Source organism: Pseudomonas fluorescens (assembly GCF_004683905.1).
GTDB lineage: Bacteria > Pseudomonadota > Gammaproteobacteria > Pseudomonadales > Pseudomonadaceae > Aquipseudomonas > Aquipseudomonas putida_A.
On the sequence record NZ_CP038438.1, the window covers coordinates 3,393,543 to 3,415,886 of the forward strand.

The window sequence follows — 22,344 nt, forward strand, 5'->3', positions numbered from 1 at the left end:
TCCCCGTGGGAGCGGGCTTGCTCGCGAATAGGCCAGTACAGTCACCAAACATCCTGCCTACCTGTGATGTGCAACAGGCCGGCGATTTTTATAGAGCAGGCTTAGATCAATAAGTGACTAAAACCCGCCGCCTCTGGGCATTCTCAGAACTTGTAATTGACCCGCGTGTACAACGTCCGCCCGAACGGGTCGCCGTATTTCGGGTCGTAGCCGCTCTGGAAGGTGTAGGTCTGGTTGCTGAACGGTGGCTCGCGGTCGAACAGGTTCTTCGCGCCGAGGGTCACGCTCAGGGCTTTGCGCCAGGTGTAGGTACCGGCCAGATCCCAGACGTTGTACGAGCCGACGTAATCGTGGGTCTCGCGGTCGGAGTCGTGGTAGCCGCTGGTGTAGCGGTTGGTCAGCGCCACGCCGTAGGGGCCGTAGTTCCAGCTGCCGGTCAGGCTGTGGCGCCAGCGGGCCACGGCACCGGCCGAGGAAAAGTCGCCCCCACGGAAATCGCCGAGCTTGTCGATGTAGTCGCCCTTGAGCTGCTGCTGGTACTCGTAACGGCTGACATAGGTGCCTTGCAGGCCGATGCCAAAATTGCCGTACGGGGTGCTCGGCAAGCGGTAATCGAAGCTGACATCGACACCATTGGTCTTGATCTTGCCGAGGTTGGCCAGGCCCGTGACGATGTGATCGATGGAACCGTCAGGCTTGCGAATCAGGCGGTCCGGGTACAGCTCCGGGTTCTCGAACACCGCCGATTCCGGGAACTCCGCGATCTGATTGGCGATGTTGATCCACCAGAAATCCAGCCCGGTGGTCAGGCGTTCGAACGGCTGATAGACGAAGCCGAGGGTAACGTTGCGTGCGGTTTCCGGGCTCAGGTCAGTGTTGCCACCGGTTCTGCTGTAGAACTGCTGGGCGCAGTCACGGTTGGCGATCCCGCCGTTGCTCGGGTTGCCGCCTGCGCACAACCGAGGGTCGTTGTAGTTGGCGACCGTGAATGTGGTGAAGTTGGGGTTGTACAACTCGTACAGTGACGGCGCGCGGAAACCTTCACTGTAGGCGCCACGCACCACCAGTTGCTTGAACGGCTGGAAGCGGAACGAGTATTTCGGGTTGGTGGTGCTGCCAAAATCGCTGTACTTGTCGTGGCGCACGGCGGCGGACAATTCGAGGCTGTCGAGCACCGGCACGTTGACCTCGGCGTACTGCGCCGAGACGCTGCGATCCCCGGCGACGCTGGCATTGGGGTCGACACCCAGGCTCTGCACATCAGCGGCGAACTGGGCGAAGTCCTGATGAAAATCTTCCTTGCGGTATTCGCCACCCAGCGCCAGTGCCGAAGGGCCGGCGCCGAACCAGTCACCGATCTCGCGACTGACACGCCCGTCAATCGCCTTCACCCGCCCTACCGCCGTCGAGTAATCGCCGTCCACCGCGTTGGCTGCCAGCAGCGCCTGCCCAGCGGCGGTCTGCGCGCCAAACGGGTTGATGATGCCGTTGGCAATACCGGCGCTGACGGCGCGGTCGTTGACGTAGCCGGCCTCGATGCTATTGACCACTTTGTTCTGGTTGTACGACGCGCCGACGTTGTAGTCCCAACCGACCACGCTGCCGTCGAAGCTCAACAGCAAACGCTGGCCGGTGTTGTCGTCTTCGTGCTGGCGCGCGCCTACGGCGGTTTCGCGCCAGTTCACATCCACCGGTTGCGTCGGGTCGAGGGCGAAACCGTTGGGGCCGGGGGTAATGCCGTTACCGGGATAGAACGTCGTGCCGGGATTGACCTGATTGCCCATCAGCGTACCGGGGCCGATCTGCGTGCGGTTTTCGTTGCGCGCCCAGAAGTATTCGAGGCTGACGTTGTGATCATCCGCGAGCTTGCCGGTGGCTTTGGCGAAGGCCGAGGTTTTCTCGGTTTCCGGCACCAGATCGAGGTAGTTCCACAGGCTCTGGCGGCAGATGCCATTGCGCGCCAGCAGGCCCGGGGCGTTGCAGCCGGAACTGGCCAGCGGGTTGGTGGCGTTGCTGCCCTGACTCCAGTTGGCCGGCGATGCGGTGCCGGAGGTGTAATCGAGGCCGCGTCCCGGCTGATAGTTGTAGGTGTAGCCACGATCCTCGGCAGCCAGTCGTTGCTGCTTGTCATGACTGACCACGCCAAACACGTTGAAACGGTCATCCTGCAAATCGCCAAAACCCCAGCTACCGCTGAAGTTACGACTTTCACCACCGCCGGCATGGGTCGGCGTGTCGTAGTTGGTGCTCAGTTGGCCTTCGGTGAGGCTGGTCTTGGTGATGAAGTTGATCACCCCGCCGATCGCATCGGTGCCGTACAACGCCGAGGCGCCATCACGCAGCACTTCGACACGATCGATGGCGGCGAACGGAATGGTGTTCAGGTCAACCCCGGAGCCATTGATCGCATTGGTCGCGTTGTTGCTCAGCCGCCGGCCATTGAGCAGCACCAGCGTCTTGTTCGGGCCGATACCGCGCAAATCGGCATACGACGCCCCACCGCTGCTCGAACCCACCGAACGACCGGAGCCGACCGAGGACTGGTTGGCGGAAATCCGGCTGACCAGTTCTTCCGTGGTGCTCACCCCCTGCTCGCGCAGTTCTTCAACTCGCAGAATGGTGACCGGCACCGCGGTTTCCGCATCGACCCGGCGAATCGCCGTGCCGGTGACTTCCACCCGTTGCAACTGGGTCGTGGGTTCGTCGCTAGCGACTGCCGGCAAGGTATTGATCGCCAGCAGCAAGGCCAGGCTCAAACGGGATCTAACGGGTGAAAAATGGATCATGAACAGCCATCCCTGCGTTTTGGTTTATGCAGGGATGTGCAATGGACAGCAGGGTTTTATAGAGCTCGATTTAGACCGTTGGGTGATGAGGTTATGCAAAAAAAATGGCAGGTGTGGATCAAGCCAGTTCCATCTCCCTCAGCAACCGGGTATCCAGCCCAAACCGCTCCTGGGAAACCATCCTGAACTGCCCTTCCGCCAATTCGCAGCTCACCAGCAGATTCCACGAGTGCCGGGTTGCCGCCGAGGGGATCAGTACAAACGGATGCTCTGCCAACAACGCATCGGCGAACAATTGTTGATTGGGGGAAGGCTTGGCGGGGCTCAGCCAATAAGGATTCGGCACATCCTCCGGCTGGACGATTTTCACTTTTGCTTCGCTGACGACCTCAAAACACGTGAGCACATAAGGTTCACTGTCCAGCGCATCAAAGCTGTGATTGGCTGCCACCTCCAGAATGGCCGACGACGGATCGACTGATGCATAAACGACTCGCCGCCCGGGTATGTTCCATCGGCCACCATTGAGATTCGAACCCATCCCGCTGTCCCACGTCCCGCCATAAACCTCGGGGTCCAGCCGCCAGGCATACCAGTGCTCGTCCCAGGGCAAGGGATTCATGTGTAAACCCCGTATATCAGTTGCCCCAGATACTGCTCCACCATCTGAAACCCCAGTGAATGCCGAATAAACTCCACCGGTACGCGACCGTTCAGGTAGGTGCTGGGCTTGCGCAGCCACTCCTCGGCCCGTGACTGCCTCCCGAAGGCGCGAGTGGCCTTTTCCAGCACCAAGGCATATTGGTAGGCGACGACGCTCTGCTGCGGGTCAAGCCGTACCGTTTTACCTTCCTTCAGTAGTCGGCGTACGGTGCTGACCGACTTGCCGGTGATGCGTTTGACCATGTCGCCTTGCAGATAAAGCTCAGAGGTTGAAAGCATGTTGACGACATCGTTCAGCTCAAAACCTTCGTCGGTCAGGTCAACGATCAGAAAGGCATCGTCACCTATGTTTCGGCCATTCACGAGCAAGTCGACAGGTCTGCCCTCGGCCCTCTTCACCCCCGTCAGCCGGGGTACCTTGACGCTGGGCATCGTGACCTCCTCCATGGGGCATCTGGCACGATCGGTGCGCCAGTGAAGGCGATGGGAATAAGCAGGCGTTTCGTATTCGAGGTGGGGAGTTCGCATAATCCATCCGTTATCAGAGGCCTGAGCGTCCAAGCCGTTTACGACTTCAATGTCATGTCCGATGCTATAGATCGCGCTTCCGACGACCAACCTGAGAATGTCGTCGGAAATATCCCCGTTTCTGCGAAATCCAGACCTGTTTCCGTAGGACATTACCCACGAATACCGCGCGCTCAACTGCCGAAGTGATAACTCACATCCAGCCACCACTGCCGCCCGTACGGGTCATAGTTACCGGTCGGGTAATACGGCCAGCCAGACGAGTCATCGTGTTTGATCTGGTTGAGCACGTTGTTCACGGTCAGCCCGACGCTGGCGCGGTCATTGAGTTTGTATCGCGCACTGGCGTTGAACACCGTCCACGGCGACAGGCGCCCGTCACCCGCACCGTTGGTCACCGAGCCATAGCGAATGCCCATCAGCGTCGCCGTGGCTTTCTGGTAATCCCAGGTCAGACTGGCGTTGACCTTGCTGCGCCAGTCGTAGTTGGTGCGTGAGGTGCGCCAGTCCTGAGTCGGCGCCTCGTCGGACTCCTTGTAGAAATGCGATAGCACCAGGGTGTAGCCCAGCGCCGAACTGAACGCGCCGTACTGGCCGGCGCCCCAGCGGATGTTGCTCTTGAAGTCCAGACCACTGACCCGCTCGCTGGCGGCGTTGATCGCATTGACCCGCACCCGTTGCAACTGGTTGGGGTCAATCGCCGCATTGCCCGGGTTGCGATCGATGCGCGCCAGGGTCGACTGGCAGTTGGCCGAGTTGATGTCCTGGGTGCCGTTGCGGCATTCGTTCTCTTGCTGCAACAGGCGATTTTCGTCGACGGTGGTCAGCAGGTCGTCGATCTCGACCCGCCAGAAATCGGTGGAGAAATCGAAATTGCGCGACGGCGACCAGACAAACCCATAGGTCCAGGATTTGCCGCGCTCGGACTCAAGATCCGGGGTGCCGCTCTGGGTGTAGTCGACCCGCCCACGATCACACGCGCCCTGCACGCCCTGGCTGCAACCGTAGTAGTCGATCTGCGCCGGGTAGTAACCGTTGCTGTCGGACTGGTAGATGTAGTTCAGGTCCGGCGCGCGGAAACTGGTGCCGTAACTGCCGCGCAGCAAAAGACTGGTGATCGGGCGCCATTCGAGGCCGAGGTTATAGGTTTTCTGCTGCTCGCTGCGGCCGCTGAATTTGTATTGGTCCCAACGCCCGGCGGCGGTGGCCAGCACGGTGTCGGTGACCGGAATACTGAACTCGCCGCCCGCCGCGTAGCGCTTGCGCGAACCGCCGGAGCTTTGCGCCGGGCTCACGCCATAAAAGGTGCCGTTATTCAGAGCGTCATCCGGGTCGACGCGATATTCCTGCTTGCCCGCTTCCAGCACGCCGGCGAATCCGACCGGGCCGGCCGGCAGGTCAAACAAGTCGCCATTGATCGAGGCGTTGTAGCTGGTGGAAACCGACTTGCTGCGCTGGGTCAGGTTGCTGCGAAACTGCTCCCACTCTTGTGGCGTCAGCGGGCGATCGAGGCGCGAGGCGTCCGGGGCGAACACCGGATAACCGCCACTCACGCCCAATTGCGGGCCGAGGTAGAAATCCTGAATCGATGACAGCGGCGTGTAGCGCGTGGTTCGGACGCTGCGGTACTCCGAGCGGTTGGCCGCCAGATCATAGCTCCAGCCGGTGTCGGCGATCTTGTCCGAGAGGCCGAGGGTGCCGGTCCATGAAGTGTCGGTCCACTTGCTGTTGTTGCTGGTGCGACCACCGATTTCCTCTTCACCGTAACGGCGATACCAGCGCTCGAGATTGCCGCTGTTCTGGTTGATGAAGTCCGGCGAAGTAAAAGTCGGGCCACGGGTGTTGTTCTGGATGTGATCGAGGCCATACATCAAGTCGGCAAACACCTGACCGCTGTCGCTGAAGTGCCAGGTGCCGCGGGTGTAGCCGTCGTAGTTTTCCTTTTGCGTCTGGATCGTCCAGTAATCGTTGTACATCTGATCGGTGCGGCAACGACCCGCGTTGTTCAGCAGCTTGTTATCGAAAGTGCCTTGATAGGCGCCGCAACCGGGGCCGAGGTAGCGGTTGTTGCTCAGGTCGCGACGGTAACCGACATCCGCCAGCGGGCCGCTCTGCATGAAGCCGCGATCGTCGGCCCAGATCGGATCGCGGTTGGTCAGCTCCAGGCCGAACAAGCCGTCGAAGTCGCCCCAGCTGCCGCCGCCGCTGATTTGCAGGCGCTGATTGTCGCCACCGCCGCGCTCGCTGGTGCCGCCCTTGAGATTGACGTCGATGCCATTGATCTGCTTCTTGAGGATGATGTTGACCACCCCGGCAATCGCGTCCGAACCGTAGATCGCCGAGGCGCCGCTGCTGAGAATTTCGATACGGTCGATGACTGCCGAGGGAATGTTCGCCAGGTTGGTGAAGTTGACCTTGCCATCGTATGGCGTCGGGTAATCGGCGACGCGCCGGCCGTTGATCAGCACCAGCGTGTGATTGGGGCCGAGGCCACGCAGGTTGATTGCGCTGGCTGCTGGCTGCCAGGTGTTGCCGTAGTCCTCGCCCTGAGTCATGCCGGTGTTTTGCGTCTGCGTCGCCAAGGCGTCGTAGACGTTCTTGTAGCCGCGCGCTTCCATTTCTTCATGGGTGATGACGTTGACCGGGGTCGCGCCATCGCTCTGCGCGCGGGCGATTCGCGAGCCGGTAACGGTGACTTTTTCCATGCGGTAATCGGCGCTGGTGGCTGGGGCCACAGCGCTGACTTTGGCCGCCACCGGCGTACTCGCCTCACCTTCGCGCACGCTCAGGCCCTGGGCACTTTGCTCGACTTGCAGGCCGCTGCCGAGCAAGGCCTTCTCGACGGCCTGACGCCCGCCCAACGCACCGCGTACCGCACGGCTGCGCTTGCCTTGCACCAGATTCTGGCTGAAGGAAATCGGTACGCCGGTCTGGCGTGAGATGTCCAGCAAGACCTCATCCAACGGGCCGCTGGCGATGTCGAAGGTGTAGACCTGGGCCGCAGAATCCTGCGCATACACCGCGATCGGCCCCAGCCCCATCGCCAATGCGGCGGCGAGGGTCAGGCGCGGTAATTGTTGTTTGAATGAATACATCGAGGGGCTTCCCTGTTGAAGGCGTCTGCAGGGAATGAGCAGCGGGCCGGCGCTTTTTATAGGGCGGCGATTAGGCCAAGAAGTTATGACGCTATAACCGCGCGCCGATGCTGACCCAATAGGGGTTGTGCCAGGTGACGCGGATCGGCAGCGAGCGCTCCAGCAGTTGCAGGGTGCGGTCGCTGTCATCGAGCGGATAGAGGCCGCTCAGGCGCAGATCGGCCACCTCGGGACTCAGGTGCAGAATGCCCCGGCGATAGCGGCGCAGGCTTTCGATCACTTCGCTCAGCGGCCGGTCGCGCACTTCCAGGCGACCTTGCACCCAGGCACTTTCCTGGCCGGTGCTGCGCTCCAGTGCGAGAATGTCCTGAGCGTTGAACAGCAGGCTCTCCCCCGCCTCCACCACTTGCCGCGCACCACCGGCGGTGACCACTTCGACCTGCGAATGCAGCATCACCAGCCGCGTAGAATCGTCGCCCTGTTGCACCAGAAATTTCGTCCCTAGCGCCCGCATCCGCCCATGTTCGGTCTCGACCACGAACGGCCGCGCGGGATCCTTGGCGACGTCCACCAGCAACTCACCCGAGCGCAGCGCCAGCAAGCGTTGAGTCGCATCGAATCGCGCCACCACCCGCGTCCGCGCATTCAGGCTCAGCGCACTGCCATCCTCCAGGGTGAAATCGCGCCGCTCGCCGGTGCCGGTCGCCAACTCCCCCACTTCCGGCAGCCAGCCATAGCGGCGCCCGAGCAGACCGGCCAGCACCGCGATGCCGAGCACGCTCAAGCTGCCACTGACAAAGCGCCGCCGGCTCGACGGCGCATTCAGGCTGTGCAGCAGACTGTTGCGCGGCAGCCCGCGCAAGGTCGGGTTGCGCAGCAGGTTCAGGCCACCGCCCATTTGTTCGATGATCCGCTGATGCCGTGGGTCAGCCGCGCGCCACGCTTCGAATGCCGCGCGCTCGCCAGCACTGGCTTCGCCGGACTGCAACAGCGCCATCCACTGCGCCGCCTCGTCGATCACCGCCTCGTCCGGCCTCATGCCTGCATCGCCTGATAGCAGCGTTTGAAGGCTTCGACCATGTACTGCTGCACACGGCTAGTGGAAACCCCGAGCCGTTCGCCGATTTCGCTGTAGGTCAAACCGTCGAGCTGATGGTAGAGAAACGCGGCTTTGGCCTTGGCCGACAAACCATTGAGCAAGCGATCGACCGCCAGTAACGCCTCGATCACCAACGCGCGTTCTTCCGGTGATGGATGCACCGGTTCCGGCGCCAGCGCCAGGCTTTCCAGATAAGCGCGTTCCAGGTCCTGGCGGCGCCAGCCTTCATAGACCAACCGTCGGGCGATGGTGGTCAGCAGCGCCCTGGGTTCGCGAATCGCGCTCGGGTCCGGCAAGGCCAGCACCCGTAAAAAGGTTTCCGAGGCGATGTCCTGTGCGCTGTGCGGGCAACCCAGCGTGCGGCCAACGGCAGCGCACAGCCAGCGATAGTCCTTTTGGAACATTTGCCCAATCATCCGGTAATGCGGGTTTTGAACATCCCCCATGCCTTGCTCCCTGAAACGGGTCCCACCCGCTGCGAAAAACCATCGTTCTGCCGGGATCGTCCGGCTCTTGATCAGGCGCGACTGTGCAATAGCGTTGCGGACATTTGAAGTAATTAAAAATCAGGATAAGCAAACCTTTGAGAATAAGGCGCTCCGTCGCCGCAGAAATATTGACTGACACAACGTTGACCCTGATCAGTTGCCCGCGCGCAGCCACTCTCTAATCTGCGCGCTTCATCGAACGCCAAGGACGGCTCACCGGGAGCCCGCGGCTATCCCTTCAAGGAAGAAAACCATGCGATCACTGAAGATTATTCTGCTGTCATCGGCCTTCAACGGCCTGACTCAACGCGCCTGGCTGGAACTGCGTCAGGCCGGGCACTCGCCCAGCGTCGTGGTGTTCACCGACGAGGCGTCGGTGTGCGAACAGATCGAACACAGCGGCGCCGATCTGGTGATCTGCCCGTTCCTCAAGGACCGCGTACCGCAGGCGCTGTGGAGCAATGCGCGGCGCCCGGTGGTGATTATCCACCCGGGCATCGTCGGTGATCGTGGCGCCAGCGCGCTGGACTGGGCGATCACCAACGAACTCACACGCTGGGGCGTGACCGCGCTGCAAGCGGTGGAAGAAATGGACGCTGGCCCGGTCTGGGCCACCTGCGAATTCAATCTGCCGTCGGGCTTGCGCAAGTCCGAGCTGTACAACGGGCGGGTCAGCGATGCGGCGATTCGCTGCATTCGCGAAGTGGTCGAGAAGTTCATCGACGGCTTCGTTCCGGTCGCACTGGATTACACCGACCCCAACGTCCGCGGCCGCTTGCAGCCGAACATGAAGCAGGCCGATCGCACCTTCAGCTGGCACGACTGCTCACGGTTCATCAAACGCTGCATCGACGCTGCGGACGGCCAGCCCGGGGTCTTGGCAAGCCTGGCCGGCGGGCAGTATTACGTGTACGACGCGCACCTCGATCAGCGCACCGGGATTCCCGGCAAAATCCTCGCGGTGCATGACGACGCGGTGCTGATGGCGACCGGCGATCACAGCCTGTGGATCGGCTCGCTGCGGCGCAAACCACTGCCCGGCGAAGAGACCTTCAAGCAACCGGCGCGGCATGTGCTGGCCGGGCAACTGGAGGGTGTGCCGACCCTCGACTGGTCGATCGCCAGCGAGCCGTTCAACGACGAGGCCTATCAGCCGATCCGCTACCGCGAATCCGGGCATGTCGGCGAGCTGACGTTCGAGTTCTACAACGGTGCGATGAGCACCGAACAGTGCCAGCGCATGGTTGAAGCGCTGCGCTGGGCCAAGTCTCGGGACACTCGCGTGCTGTTGATCAAGGGCGGGCGCGGCAGCTTCTCCAACGGCGTGCACCTGAACGTGATCCAGTCGGCGCAGGACCCCGGCGCTGAAGCGTGGGCGAATATTCAGGCGATCGACGATGTCTGCGCCGAACTGCTCAGCGCGCGGCAACTGGTGGTCAGCGGCGTGACCGGCAATGCCGGGGCCGGCGGCGTGATGCTCGCACTGGCTGCTGACATCGTGTTTGCCCGGGCCGACATCGTGCTCAATCCGCATTACAAAAGCATGGGCCTGTATGGCTCGGAATACTGGACCTACAGCCTGCCCCGCGCCGTCGGCCCGGCGATGGCCGAGCAACTGACCCAGGCCTGCCTGCCGGTCAGTGCCACGCAGGCGCTGCAACTGGGCATGGTCCAGGAAATCGGCCCGCGCTGCCCGGATGAGTTTTCCTTGTGGTTGCTGCAACGGGCCAACGCGGCGCTGACCGACCCGACCTACGCTGCCGTGCGCGAGCGCAAGTTGCGGGTTGATCAGGTGCTGATCAAGCAATGCCGGGAAAACGAACTGCAAGAGATGCAGGAAGACATGCTCTACAACCGCAACCAGTTTGCCGAGAAGTGCAGTAACTTCGTCTACAAGCGCAAGGCCTGCGGCACGCCGGCGCGATTGGTGGAAGACTGGGCGCGGGTGCGTTCGACCGAGTTGGCCAGTTGATTTTGCGGTGACTGCCTTCCCCTCACCCTGGCCCTCTCCCAAGGGAGAGGGAACTGACCAAAGTGTCTGGCGCCCCGCATCGACCTGAAATATCTCGGTCGATTATGGATTCAACGCTGATCGCTCAAGTCGGTGTATTTCTTCAATATCCCCCAATCAGCCCCCTCTCCCAAGGGAGAGGAAACTGACCAAAGTGTCTGGCGCCCCGCATCGACCTGGAATATCTCGGCCGATTATGGATTCAACGCTGATCGTTCAAGTCGGTGTATTTCTTCAATATTCCCCAATCAGCCCCCTCGCCCAAGGGAGAGGGAACTGACCAAAGTATCTGGCGCCCCGCATCGACCTGGAATATCTCGGCCGATTATGGATTCAACGCTGATCGCTCAAGTCGGTGTATTTCTTCAATATCCCCCAATCAGCCCCCTCTCCCAAGGGAGAGGGAACTGACCAGAGTGTCTGGCGCCCCGCATCGACCTGAAATATCTCGGGCGATTATGGATTCAACGCTGATCGCTCGAGTCGGTGTATTTCTTCAATATCCCCCAATCAGCCCCCTCTCCCAAGGGAGAGGGAACTGACCAGAGTGTCTGGCGCCCCGCATCGACCTGGAATATCTCGGCCGATTATGGATTCAACGCTGATCGCTCAAGTCGGTGTATTTCTTCAATATCCCCCAATCAGCCCCCTCTCCCAAGGGAGAGGGAACTGACCAAAGTGTCTGGCGCCCAGTATCGACCTGGAATATCTCGGCCGATTATGGATTCAACGCTGATCGCTCAAGTCGGTGTATTTCTTCAATATTCCCCAATCAGTCCCCTCTCCCTCCGGGAGAGGGTTAGGGTGAGGGGCTTTTGCCTTTACAATGCCCGCACCTCAGACACCGGCCCGCCCATGGACATCGACCTCGCCCGCACCTTTCTGGAAATCGTTCGCCACGGCAGTCTCGCGGCGGCGGCGCAGAAGCTGTTCGTCACGCAGACAGCGATCACCGCCCGGGTGCAGAAACTCGAAAGTCAGCTGGGCAGTACGCTGTTCGTGCGCAACCGCGCCGGGGCGAAACTGACTGCCAACGGCGAGGCCTTCGTGGTCTACGCCAATCAACTGGTGCAGACCTGGGAAGCCGCGCGGCGCGACCTGCCGTTGCTGGACGGCTATCACAACGTGCTGCACATCGGCGGCGAAGTCAGCCTGTGCAACCCGTTGATGCTCAGCTGGGCCGCCGAACTGCGCGATAAGATTCCCGGCCACGCCCTGCGCATGGAAATCCGCGACGGTGAAAACCTGTTGCGCCAACTCGAACTCGGCGTGCTCGATGCCGCGCTGGTCTATCAGCCGGAATACTGGCCCGGCCTGCAAGTCGAGCAGGTGCTGGAAGAGAAACTGATTCTGGTGCGTGCGCCGAACCGCCCGGATCCCTACGTCTACATCGACTGGGGGCCGGATTTCCGTCGCCAGCACGACGCCGCCCTGCCGGACAAGGCCAAAGCCGCACTGAGCTTCAACCTCGGCCCGCTGGCCCTGCAATACATTCTCGAACATGGCGGCAGCGGCTACTTTCGTACCCGCGTGGTGCGTAGCTATCTGGAAACCGGCGCACTGGAAGCGGTCACCAAAGCCCCGGAATTCGGTTACCCGACCTATCTGGTGTATGCCCGCGAGCGCGACTCGGCGACGCTGCAACAGGCGTTCGATCTGCTGCGCCAGGTAATCGCCACCGATGACGACTGGTCGCAACGCTGGAACCCGCTGAGCTGAGTCGGCCGCTTTACACCGGAGCATGGCGCAACTGACCTCAAGGTGCGGCCTGCACAAACGGCCGGATCGGCTAATCTGCCGGGTATAACAACAATACCCACAGGTGAACGCAGTGAGGCAGACCACCGAGGCATTCCGCAGCCGCTATCGTGCGGCCATTCATCCGTTGTACAACCCATGGCTGCACGGCGCCTTCGTGCTGCTGTTTGGCGTGCTGGCAATCGGCGCCTTCTGGAGCAGCGCGCATCAGGTGCAGCCGCTGGAATGGCTGAGCGTGCCGCTGACCCTGCTGCTGTTCAACTTTGGCGTGTACATGGTTCATCGCCATCTCGGTCACCACAAAAAGACTTTGGCCAAGCTGTTCTATGCCCGGCATGCGGGCGACCATCACAGCTTTTTCACCCCCGGCCACATGACGTATGACGGCGCCCGCGACTGGCGGGTGATTCTGTTTCCAGCCTGGCTGATCGTCGTGCATACGCTGGTTTTCACCCTGCCGCTGTGGTGGCTGCTCGCGCAGTTCAACGCCAATGTCGCCGGGCTGTTCGGCGGCTGCATGGTCCTGGGTTATCTGACCTACGAGGTGTTTCACGCCTGCGAGCATCTACCGCCGAATAATCCGCTGACCCGCCTGCCGTGGATCCGCCAGATGCGTCATCTGCACGAATTGCATCACCGCCGCGAGCGCATGCAGGAGCGCAATTTCAATATCGTTTTTCCGCTGATGGATTACCTGTTCGGCACCCTGTACTGGGACCCGCAACCCGCCCCGTTGCGCTATTCGAGATCGCCCATGACCCGCATGCAGCACCAGATCGATATCGCCGGCGAACCGATCGCCGTGCTCCGCTACGCCGCCAGCGTCAACCACTGGCCCGAGTGGCACCCGTCGTCGCTGAAAATCGACGGACCGCAAGGCCCGCTGCATGCCGGCGCGCGTTTCGAAGAAGACATTCATGCCGGCGGGCGCGCCGGCCATTTGCGCTGGGAGGTCACCGAATACCTGCCCGGTCGCCGTTGGTGCGCTCAGGCGCGGGGCGATCATGGCTTGTCGCTGTTGCTGACCTACGAGTGCGCGGCGCAAGGCGACGGCACGCGGTTCGTGCGCACTCTGGATTACCGGTTCGAGGGGCTGGGCATGCGCCTGGCCAATCTGCTGTTGCTCAAGCGCCGCATCGAACGTGAATCGGCGACCTCGATGCAGGCCCTGCGCGACATGGCGCTCAGGCACCTGACGCTGACCGGGCACCTTTCATGAAGCGCCTGCTGTTACTGCTGGTGATCCTCGTCATCGCGTTTCTGCTGCTGATGCCGACCAAGGTGCAGCCGGTGGCGTGGAAACCGCCAGCGGCGCCGTCACTGAACGAAGGGGTCTACGCGGAAAACCAGCGGCTCAAGGCCGCCAAACAGGTTGGCCCGAGCGACATCGACGGCCCCGAAGCACTGCTGCTGGAGGGCGATTACCTGATCACTGGCCTGCATGACGGGCGAATGATCCGCACCAGCCTCGATGGCAAGGAGCGCAAGGTGCTGAGCGACACTGGCGGCCGGCCGCTGGGCCTGGCGCGGCATCCCAACGGTTTGCTGGTGATTGCCGACGGGGTCAAGGGTCTGCTCTCGCTCGACGCCCAGGGTCAGTTGATTCCTCTGACCACCGAGGCCAATGGCCTGCCTTTCGGTTTTACCGACGACGTGGCGATCGACAAGTCCGGGCACTACGCCTATTTCAGCGATGCCAGCAGCCGTTGGGGTTACGGCCATGACGGTGAGGCGATCATTGAACATGGCGGTGACGGGCGCCTGCTGCGCTATGACTTTCAGACCGGCAAGACCAGCGTGCTGCTGGACAAACTGCAGTTTGCCAACGGCGTGACCCTCGGCCCGGATGACGCTTATGTGCTGGTCAACGAAACCGGCGCCTACCGCATCAGTCGTTACTGGCTGACGGGACCCAAGGCCGGTACCCATGACCTGTTCATCGACAACCTGCCCGGCCTGCCGGACAACCTCGCGTTCAATGGCAGCAACCGCTTCTGGGTCGCGCTGTACGCACCGCGCAGTGCCTTGCTCGATCGGACCGCCGGGCATCCGCGGGTGCGCAAGATGATCGTGCGCGCGCTGACGGTGCTGCCAAAACCGGTGGAGAAACGCGGATTTGTCCTGGGGCTGGATCTTGAGGGCAAGGTGATCGCCAATCTGCAGGACGCCAGCAGCGGCAATTACTCTCCGATCACCACAGCGCGCGAGTATGGAGACTGGTTGTATCTGGGGTCGCTGAAGGCTACGCACATGGCGCGGCTGCCGTTGGCTGATGCATTGAAGTGAGCCTGCTGGTTTTATGTTAGATCAACTGACGTCATCGCGAGCAGGCTCACTCCTACAGTTGATAGCATTCCAACTGTAGGAGTGAGCCTGCTCGCGATAGCGGTCTTTCAATTGCCCGATCTGTCGAACTTGTCCGGATCTTCGTCTTCAGGAAGATCTTCGTCCGGCTCTTCGGGAAAAGTGGTGGTGTGTGCCGGGCTGTTGGGCTCAGGGTGAGTGGGAACCGGGTCGAAACCGCCCTGCTCTTCACTGGGGAATCTGGGTGTGTTCATGTGGCACCTCGCAAAGAGTCGCTGAGTGAAGACTCTGTACATTCGAGGTGCCGGTCAGGGGCTGCGTTCAGTCATTTCACCATTTTGAATCGGTGAAGCGACTGACGGTCAGGATCGAGCCTGCAACTGCGCGACGATCTTGTCTTTGACCTGCAAGCGTTTCTCTTTGAGTTTCTTCAGGGTGTCATCGCTGGGTGCATCCGAGGTCGCCGTCTCGGCCTTGACTACTTCGGCGTCCGCCTGGGAATACTTGTTGATCAGTGCATCCAGAAATGGATCCTCGGTGCGTTTTTGCTGGACCTCTTCCTTCGTTAGCTTCAAGTCCTGATACAGGTCATGAGTCACCGGCATGGAACACCTCCGTCAGTTGATCGGCAACCAACGCGACCGATTGCGCTGGCAGTTATCAGAATGGCCTTGGTCGGGCCGTTCTGTCGACCACCTGTCAGACCAGCGGTTGCCGTTCGTCGCCCTGTCGGAAACGCGATCAAACCTTTTTCCGCTGCGCTCCCTCCATTGCATAACGTCAACAAAAACCTGTGTGGAGATACATCAATGGACGGATTCAACCTGCGTCATCTCGTTCTGGCTGTCGCTCTGAGCAGCGGCATGGGCAGTGCCTTCGCCGCCACTTCCAACGACTTCGTCGACAACGCCGCTGCCGGTGGCATCGCGGAGATCGAGACCAGTCGCCTCGCCCTGGAAAAAAGTCAGTCGGCCGACATCAAGGCGTTCGCCAACATGATGATCACCGACCACAGCAAGGCCAACGACGAACTGGCCAGCATTGCCAAGGCCAATGACATCGAAGTCCCGGACACCACGACTCTGGTCAAGCAGGCCAAGGAAAAGATCCTCGACATGCGCGATGAATCCTTCGACGCGGCCTACGCCAACAACCAGGTCAAGGCCCACGAAGAAACCATCGAATTGTTCAAGAAAGAAGCCAACACCGTCACCGACGACAAAGTCAAAGGCGCCCCCGAACTAAAGGCCTTCGCACAGAAAATGTTGCCGGCGCTGGAAAAACACCTGACCGCGGCCAAAGAGCTGCAAGCCAAGCACCCGAGCAAGTAACCCGGGCGCTGTACAGCAAAAGGCCGCATTGATTAATGCGGCCTTTTTTCGTTTCAGCGCGATCAGCCGCCGTCAGTATCGATGTCGGCATCGGTTTCTTCACCGGGCTTCGGACGATCGGGCTCAGGCTCGAAACCGGGACTGAACTCGTTGTCGTTGTCGGTGTGTTTGTTCTTTTGATCCACCGCAGGGTCAGCGCTCTGGACTTGTTCGCCCTCGCCCTTCGGCGGGATTGGCGAGCTCTGCCCCGGCACTTGCGGATCGATGGCCGGGTCGTTGCGATTGATGGGTTCGGCGTCCGGTTTCTGCTGCTGTTGCGATTGCTCGTTCATAGCCACCTCGTTTTTCAATGCTGGCGCGACTCAAACCCGCCAGCCTTGTATATTCGAAGCCGCTACGGTGCCAACGTTCAAAACATCGCTGAGTTCAGGGGCGCCGACTAGAGTTATCGGGGCATTCCTTGCGCCGGATCAAAAATATCCCTGAGCAACCGAACAACTATTTCGAACGGCAAAGGTCACTGACTTCGCACCGGTCACTTTTTACAGAACCGGCCCCAATACGCTACGGAGCAACAGGCACATGGCAGCACTGCAGAACAGCACATTCGATGCGATGAAAAACAAACAACCCCAACTGCTGAGCGAATGGATCAACGGCCTAGAAGCCAGCGGCGCCACCCGCAATCTCAAAGACCATGACCTGCAACAACAGACCAGCGAATTCCTGCAACTGGTGATCAACGGCCTGCAGGATGACAACGGCACCAACATCAATGCGCCGGGTTGGGAAGCCACCCGCCAGTTCCTCGAAAAGCTCTCCCACAGCCGTGCCCAGCTCGGTCAGGATTCGCAACAGACTGCCAGTTTCATCTTCGCCCTGAAGGGCCCGCTGTTTGCCCTGCTGCAAGCGCACTATAAAGAACAGCCAGCGCTGCTCGCCGAACAACTCTGGGAAATTTCCGAACTGTTCGACGCCTTCGGCATGCACACCATCCGTACCTTCCAGAAGTCCCGTGAAGCGGTGATCAAACGCCAACAGGAAGAACTGCTGGAGCTCTCCACGCCGGTGGTCAAACTGTGGGACGGCGTCCTGGCGCTGCCGATGATCGGCACCCTCGATTCGCAACGCACCCAAGTGGTGATGGAGTCCTTGCTACAACGCATCGTCGACACCGGTTCGGAAATCGCCATCATCGACATTACCGGCGTACCGACCGTCGACACGCTGGTTGCGCAGCACCTGCTGAAAACCGTGACCGCGATTCGTCTGATGGGTGCCGATTGCATCATCAGCGGCGTGCGTCCGCAAATCGCCCAGACCATCGTCCACCTGGGCCTCGACCTGCAAGGCGTGGTGACCAAGGCCAATCTTGCCGACGCACTGAAGCTTGCCCTCACCCGCCTGGGCATCAGCCTCGGCAAAGCGGTCTGAGCCGATGGAACGTATCCCGATTCTTCAAATGGGCAAGTTCCTGCTGGTGACCATTCAGGTCGACATGCACGATCAACTCGCCCTCACGTTGCAGGACGACTTGTCCGAGCGCATCAGCAAGACTTCGGCTCGCGGTGTGCTGATCGATATCTCGGCGCTGGACATGGTCGACTCGTTCATTGGCCGGATGATCAGCACCATCTCCGGGCTGTCGAAAATCATGGACGCCGAAACCATGCTGGTCGGCATGCAGCCGGCCGTGGCGATCACCCTGGTCGAACTCGGCCTGACCCTGCCCGGCGTGAGCACCGCACTGAACGTCGAGCGCGGGATGAAACTGCTGCAGGAACGAGTAGACCGGCAATGACCGTACGCAGCAGCGGTACTCAACCCATCCATATCGAGCAGGATGTCGTGCTCGCACGCCAGACCGCCCGCAAACTCGCCACCGAATGCGGGATGCGCCTGATCGACCTGACCAAAATGGTCACGGCGGTCAGCGAGCTGGCCCGCAACACCATGGTGTACGGTGGCGGCGGCGACATGGACTGGCAGATTCTCGATGAAGATCACAAGGTCGGGCTGCGCTTGACGTTCCGCGACGAAGGCCCCGGTATTGCCGATATCAAACTGGCGATGACCGACGGCTGGACCTCCGGCAGCGGCATGGGCCTGGGCCTGACCGGGGCAAAACGCCTGGTCGAGGAGTTCGAACTGGACACCGAGCCGGGCAAGGGCACGCGAATAACGATCACCCGATGGACATGAATATCGCTGGGTCGCTGACCCAGGTGCTGCTGATCGAAGACAGCAGCCAGATCGGCCATGCCCGGCGCACCGCGCAACGGCTCGCCGAGCAACACGGTTTTGATGCAACCGATGCCGGGCGGGTGGCGCTGGTCGCCACCGAACTGGCCAGCAACGTGCTCAAGCACGCCAGCCGCGGCGAAGTTCACCTGCGGCTGTTGCCGCGCCCCGGCGGATTCGGCATCGAGATGCTCGCGGTCGATCGCGCACAGGGCTTTGATCTGGACGCCTGCCTGACCGATGGTTTTTCCACCGGCGGCACACAGGGCATCGGTCTGGGTGCCGTGGCGCGGCAGACCGAGGTCTTCGACGTGCACGCCGATGCCCGTGGCGCGGTGCTGCTGGCGCGTCTATATCCGCGCGGCGACCGCCAACCGGACTTGCGCTACGGCGTCAGCCAGCATTCGCTGCACAACGATCCGGCGTGTGGCGACACCTGGCACCTGGCGTACAACGGCGCGAATGTCAGTGCGCTGATCATCGACGGCCTCGGCCACGGAGAGGATGCCGAACGCGCGGCCAAGGCCGGCGAGCGGGTGTTCGCCGAGACTCCGTTCGCCAGTCCGGTGCTGCTGATGGAGGATATGCACCGCGACATGATCGGCAGCCGTGGCGGCGCCGCAGCGTTCGCCCAGTTCAATGCCGCCCGCGACGGCCTGACCTTTACTGGCGTGGGCAACATCGGCGCCAGCCTGATCACCGCCGACAAGTCGCGGGGCCTGGCCTCGCACCCGGGCATCGTCGGCGGTCAATACCGAAAAGCCCAGCCCTTTGACTATGCTCACGTGACCGGACATCTATTGATCATGTACAGCGACGGCTTGCAGTCCCGTTGGAATCTTCAAGACTACCCCGGCCTGGTGCACCGCCATCCGGCGGTGATAGCCAGCGTCCTGCACCGTGACTTCTGTCGCGGGCGCGACGACGTCACGGTACTGGTCGTTGCCCTGGAGGCCGCCCATGGCTGAGTCGCCAACCCTGAATGCCGCCGAACAGGCTGCGCTGATCGCCCGATTGCAGAGCGAGACCGCCGCCCTGCGCGCAGAACTCGACGAGACCAACCAGGGCGTGCTGGCGCTCTACGCCGAACTCGACACCCAGGCGGAAGAACTGAGGCAGGCTTCGGACTTGAAAAGCCGCTTTCTGTCGTACATGAGCCATGAGTTCCGCACACCGCTCGGCTCGATCCTCAGCATCAACAGCTTGCTGGCCGATGAGCTCGACGGCCCGCTCAGCCCCGAGCAGCACAAACAGGTGGCGTTCGTCAGCAGCGCCGCGCGTGAACTCAGCGACATGGTCGATGACTTGCTCGATCTGGCGAAGATCGAAGCCGGGCGGATCACTATTTCCCCGGCATGGTTCGACATGTTCGACCTGTTCTCCGCCCTGCGCGGGATGTTCCGGCCGATCGTCGATGCGTCGGCGGTGGACCTGATTTTCGAAGAGCCGGTCGGCCTGCCACGCCTGTACACCGACGACAAAAAACTCGGGCAGATTCTGCGCAACTTCATTTCCAACTCGCTGAAATTCACCACCCGCGGTGAAGTGCGGGTTTCGGCGCGCCTGGAAGGCTCGGACAAAGTACGTTTTGCCGTCAGCGACACCGGGATCGGTATCGCGCCGGAGCTGCACGGTGCATTGTTCGAGGACTTCTCCCAGGTCGACTCGCCGCTGCAGAAACGTCTGCGCGGGACCGGCCTCGGCTTGTCCCTGTGCAAGCGCTTCGCTGCCCTGCTCGGCGGCGAGGTCGGGATGGACAGCACACCGGGGGTCGGCTCGACCTTTTTCGTGATCATTCCGCTGGCGCTCGCCTTGGAGAACGTCGATGAAACGTGACATCCGTCTATTGATCGTCGACGACAACGCCGCCACCCGCTACGCCTTGCGCCGGCGCCTGGAGCGCCATGACTACGAGGTGCTGGAGGCCGGCACCGGCAGCGAAGGCCTGGCGCTGATCGCGAGCGAGCCACTCGATGCGCTGATCCTCGACGTCAACCTGCCGGACATGAGCGGCTTCGACATCGTGCGCATCTTGCGTGCTGATGCTCGCACCGCGCTGCTGCCGGTGATCCACGTGTCTGCGGCGTCGATCCAGACCGGCGACATCATCACCGGCCTGAACGCCGGGGCGGATGCTTACCTGATTCACCCGGTAGACCCGGACGTGCTATTGGCGACCCTGCGCACTCTGCTGCGGGTACGTGATACCGAAAACGCGCTGCGCGAGAGCGAGGCCCGGTTTCGCGAGATTTTCGTCAACGTCTCGGCGCCGATTGCCGTGCTCGATGCCAACCTGAAAGTGCATGAGTGCAACCACGCCTTCACGCAGATGATTCAGGACAACCGCAACCCGGAAACTCTCAGCGAGTGCTTTGACCAAGACCAGGGCGCGATCCTCAACGAGTTGCGCCTGCGGCTGGTCGATGGCGAGCGCTGGAAAGGCACGTTGAACATGCGCGTACAGGGCGAGGTCCGCGAAACCGAGTGGCAGATTTCGCCATATCGCACACCGCAACTGAGCCTGGTATTCGTCGAAGACGTCACCGAGCATCGCCACCGTGAACGCTCGCACCTGGCACAGCTGGACGACACCACCACACAACTGGCCAAGGAAGTCGCCGAGCGTGTGCGCGCCGAATCGCAGTTGCTGCAAGTGCAGAAAATGGACGCACTGGGCAAGCTCACCGGGGGCATCGCCCACGACTTCAACAATCTGCTGACCGGGATCATCACCAGCCTCGAACTGATCCAGAAACGCATCGCCGATGCCAGGCCCGACAAAGTGCAGCTCTATGCTGAAGCAGCGCTGAATTCGGCGATGAGTGCGGCTTCGCTCACTCATCGTCTGCTGGCCTTCGCCCGCCAACAGCCACTGGATACCCGGCCGGTAGACATCAATGAGCAGGTGCGCTCGCTGGAAGAATTGCTGGTGCGCACCATCGGCGAACGCATCACCCTCAAACTTGAACTGACCAACAAACCGGCGATTGCCCTGGTCGACCCGGTACAGCTGGAAAGCGCGGTGCTGAATCTGGTCATCAACGCCCGGGATGCGCTGCCCCGAGGCGGCAATATCTGGGTCAACACCTATGCCGCGTATTCCCACGGCGACCCGAACATGGCCGATGGTGCGTATGTCGCGCTGTCGGTGCGCGATGACGGCACCGGTATCGAGCACAGTGTGATCGACAAGGTGTTCGACCCGTTCTTCACCACCAAACCGCTGGGCCAGGGTACGGGTCTGGGGTTGTCGACCATCTACGGTTTCGCCCGCCAGTCCGGTGGCGATGCGCATATCCGCAGCGTGGCACGGCGTGGCACCGAAGTGACCATCATGCTGCCGGCGACGAACGATCCGACCGGCGCCGACATCCCGGCGCCGAAGGTGGATCCGCAGGGTGCCGGCGAGCATGTCCTGATTGTCGAAGACATGCCGGCAGTGCGTATGTTCGTCACCGAAGTGCTGGAAGACGCAGGTTATCGCTGCACGCAGGCGGCGGATATCGAAACCGCGCTGGAGCGCTTGCAGAATGACCCGACGATCGACCTGCTGCTGAGCGACGTCGGCCTGCCGCGCATGAGCGGCCGGGAACTGGCGGACGTGGCGCGGGGCTGGCGTGAAAGCCTGCCGATTCTGTTCATGACCGGTTATGCCGAGACCGCGATCAATCGCCAGGTGTTCCTCGGCAGCGGCATGGAAATGCTGGTCAAACCGTTCCAGATCAGCGAACTGCTGGACAAGGTCCGCCGCACGCTTGATGGCGCCTGACCCGTCGCTTTCGCGAGCAAGCCCGCTCCCACACTGGACTGGTGGTGATCACCAGCCTTTTGTACACCGCAAAACCTGTGGGAGCCGGGCTTGCTCGCGAAGGCGTCGGTATAGCCAGCATCTCTATTGCCTGACACACCGCTTTCGCGAGCAAGCCCGCTCCCACTTTGGGGCTGTGTTGATCGCCAGCCTAGTGCACACCGCAAAACCTGTGGGAGCCGGGCTTGCCCGCGAAGGCGTCGGTATAGCCAGCATCTCGTTGCCTGACACA

At 61.5% G+C, this 22,344-nt stretch carries 20 protein-coding genes; 11 read left to right on the forward strand and 9 right to left on the reverse strand.

Going from position 1 to position 22,344, the window contains the following annotated elements; all coding sequences use genetic code 11:
* Positions 1-143: 143 nt before the first annotated feature.
* From E4T63_RS15445 to E4T63_RS15470, 6 genes are all read right to left on the reverse strand, one after another.
* A complete protein-coding gene (locus tag E4T63_RS15445; RefSeq protein ID WP_135295928.1) occupies positions 144-2,786 on the reverse strand; it encodes a TonB-dependent receptor in 2,643 nt (880 codons plus the stop codon).
* A 118-nt stretch (positions 2,787-2,904) separates the two neighbouring features.
* Complete coding sequence (locus E4T63_RS15450; protein ID WP_027613695.1) at positions 2,905-3,408, reverse strand: RES family NAD+ phosphorylase; 504 nt, start codon at positions 3,406-3,408, stop codon at positions 2,905-2,907.
* Positions 3,405-3,881, reverse strand: a complete 477-nt coding sequence (locus E4T63_RS15455) for an MbcA/ParS/Xre antitoxin family protein (RefSeq protein WP_027613694.1) — start codon at positions 3,879-3,881, stop codon at positions 3,405-3,407. The genes E4T63_RS15450 and E4T63_RS15455 overlap by 4 nt, the downstream gene beginning before the upstream one ends.
* A gap of 269 nt (positions 3,882-4,150) precedes the next feature.
* Complete coding sequence (locus E4T63_RS15460; protein ID WP_135295929.1) at positions 4,151-7,072, reverse strand: TonB-dependent receptor; 2,922 nt, start codon at positions 7,070-7,072, stop codon at positions 4,151-4,153.
* Positions 7,073-7,163: 91 nt separating this feature from the next.
* On the reverse strand, positions 7,164-8,111 hold the full coding sequence (locus tag E4T63_RS15465; RefSeq protein WP_134786538.1) for a FecR domain-containing protein: 948 nt from the start codon (positions 8,109-8,111) through the stop codon (positions 7,164-7,166).
* Positions 8,108-8,617 (reverse strand): sigma-70 family RNA polymerase sigma factor, encoded by a 510-nt coding sequence (locus E4T63_RS15470; protein ID WP_135295930.1) that lies wholly within the window; start codon positions 8,615-8,617, stop codon positions 8,108-8,110. The genes E4T63_RS15465 and E4T63_RS15470 overlap by 4 nt, the downstream gene beginning before the upstream one ends.
* A 295-nt stretch (positions 8,618-8,912) precedes the next feature.
* Here E4T63_RS15470 and E4T63_RS15475 point away from each other — a divergent pair, with 295 nt between their 5' ends.
* The 4 genes from E4T63_RS15475 (at position 8,913) to E4T63_RS15490 (ending at position 14,714) form a co-directional block, all read left to right on the forward strand.
* Positions 8,913-10,631 (forward strand): hydrogenase maturation protein, encoded by a 1,719-nt coding sequence (locus E4T63_RS15475; protein ID WP_135295931.1) that lies wholly within the window; start codon positions 8,913-8,915, stop codon positions 10,629-10,631.
* Between the two features lie 894 nt (positions 10,632-11,525).
* Positions 11,526-12,389: a LysR family transcriptional regulator gene (locus E4T63_RS15480; protein ID WP_027613689.1), complete on the forward strand. Its 864-nt coding sequence runs from the start codon at positions 11,526-11,528 to the stop codon at positions 12,387-12,389.
* A 112-nt stretch (positions 12,390-12,501) separates the two neighbouring features.
* On the forward strand, positions 12,502-13,647 hold the full coding sequence (locus tag E4T63_RS15485) for a sterol desaturase/SRPBCC family protein (protein WP_135295932.1): 1,146 nt from the start codon (positions 12,502-12,504) through the stop codon (positions 13,645-13,647).
* Entirely contained in the window at positions 13,644-14,714 is a 1,071-nt protein-coding gene (locus E4T63_RS15490; RefSeq protein WP_135295933.1) for an SMP-30/gluconolactonase/LRE family protein, read from the forward strand. The genes E4T63_RS15485 and E4T63_RS15490 overlap by 4 nt, the downstream gene beginning before the upstream one ends.
* Positions 14,715-14,821: 107 nt before the next feature.
* Here the strand turns inward: E4T63_RS15490 and E4T63_RS28555 are convergent, their stop codons facing one another.
* Both E4T63_RS28555 and E4T63_RS15495 read right to left on the reverse strand, forming a co-directional pair.
* On the reverse strand, positions 14,822-14,986 hold the full coding sequence (locus E4T63_RS28555) for a hypothetical protein (protein WP_166495921.1): 165 nt from the start codon (positions 14,984-14,986) through the stop codon (positions 14,822-14,824).
* A gap of 108 nt (positions 14,987-15,094) precedes the next feature.
* Positions 15,095-15,337, reverse strand: a complete 243-nt coding sequence (locus E4T63_RS15495; protein WP_027613686.1) for a DUF465 domain-containing protein — start codon at positions 15,335-15,337, stop codon at positions 15,095-15,097.
* Between the two features lie 204 nt (positions 15,338-15,541).
* On the opposite strand from E4T63_RS15495, the gene E4T63_RS15500 reads away from it, so the two are divergent.
* Positions 15,542-16,063 carry a DUF4142 domain-containing protein gene (locus tag E4T63_RS15500; protein WP_097087254.1) on the forward strand — a complete coding sequence of 174 codons (522 nt, stop codon included), beginning with the start codon at positions 15,542-15,544 and terminating at the stop codon, positions 16,061-16,063.
* Between the two features lie 62 nt (positions 16,064-16,125).
* Here the strand turns inward: E4T63_RS15500 and E4T63_RS15505 are convergent, their stop codons facing one another.
* Positions 16,126-16,395: a hypothetical protein gene (locus tag E4T63_RS15505; protein WP_027613684.1), complete on the reverse strand. Its 270-nt coding sequence runs from the start codon at positions 16,393-16,395 to the stop codon at positions 16,126-16,128.
* 250 nt (positions 16,396-16,645) lie between these two features.
* On the opposite strand from E4T63_RS15505, the gene E4T63_RS15510 reads away from it, so the two are divergent.
* Genes E4T63_RS15510 through E4T63_RS15535 form a run of 6 tightly spaced genes read left to right on the forward strand, consistent with a single transcriptional unit; the run spans position 16,646 to position 22,073 of the window.
* Positions 16,646-17,497, forward strand: coding sequence for an STAS domain-containing protein (locus tag E4T63_RS15510; RefSeq protein ID WP_095136271.1), 852 nt, complete (start codon positions 16,646-16,648; stop codon positions 17,495-17,497).
* A 4-nt stretch (positions 17,498-17,501) separates the two neighbouring features.
* Positions 17,502-17,864 carry an STAS domain-containing protein gene (locus E4T63_RS15515; protein ID WP_007912539.1) on the forward strand — a complete coding sequence of 121 codons (363 nt, stop codon included), beginning with the start codon at positions 17,502-17,504 and terminating at the stop codon, positions 17,862-17,864.
* A complete protein-coding gene (locus E4T63_RS15520; RefSeq protein WP_003225570.1) occupies positions 17,861-18,265 on the forward strand; it encodes an anti-sigma regulatory factor in 405 nt (134 codons plus the stop codon). The genes E4T63_RS15515 and E4T63_RS15520 overlap by 4 nt, the downstream gene beginning before the upstream one ends.
* On the forward strand, positions 18,262-19,272 hold the full coding sequence (locus E4T63_RS15525; protein WP_135296934.1) for an ATP-binding protein: 1,011 nt from the start codon (positions 18,262-18,264) through the stop codon (positions 19,270-19,272). Before E4T63_RS15520 ends, E4T63_RS15525 begins: the two co-directional genes overlap by 4 nt.
* Positions 19,265-20,140, forward strand: coding sequence for a sensor histidine kinase (locus E4T63_RS15530; RefSeq protein ID WP_027613679.1), 876 nt, complete (start codon positions 19,265-19,267; stop codon positions 20,138-20,140). Before E4T63_RS15525 ends, E4T63_RS15530 begins: the two co-directional genes overlap by 8 nt.
* A complete protein-coding gene (locus E4T63_RS15535; RefSeq protein WP_135295934.1) occupies positions 20,130-22,073 on the forward strand; it encodes a response regulator in 1,944 nt (647 codons plus the stop codon). Before E4T63_RS15530 ends, E4T63_RS15535 begins: the two co-directional genes overlap by 11 nt.
* The last annotated feature ends 271 nt before the right edge of the window (positions 22,074-22,344 follow it).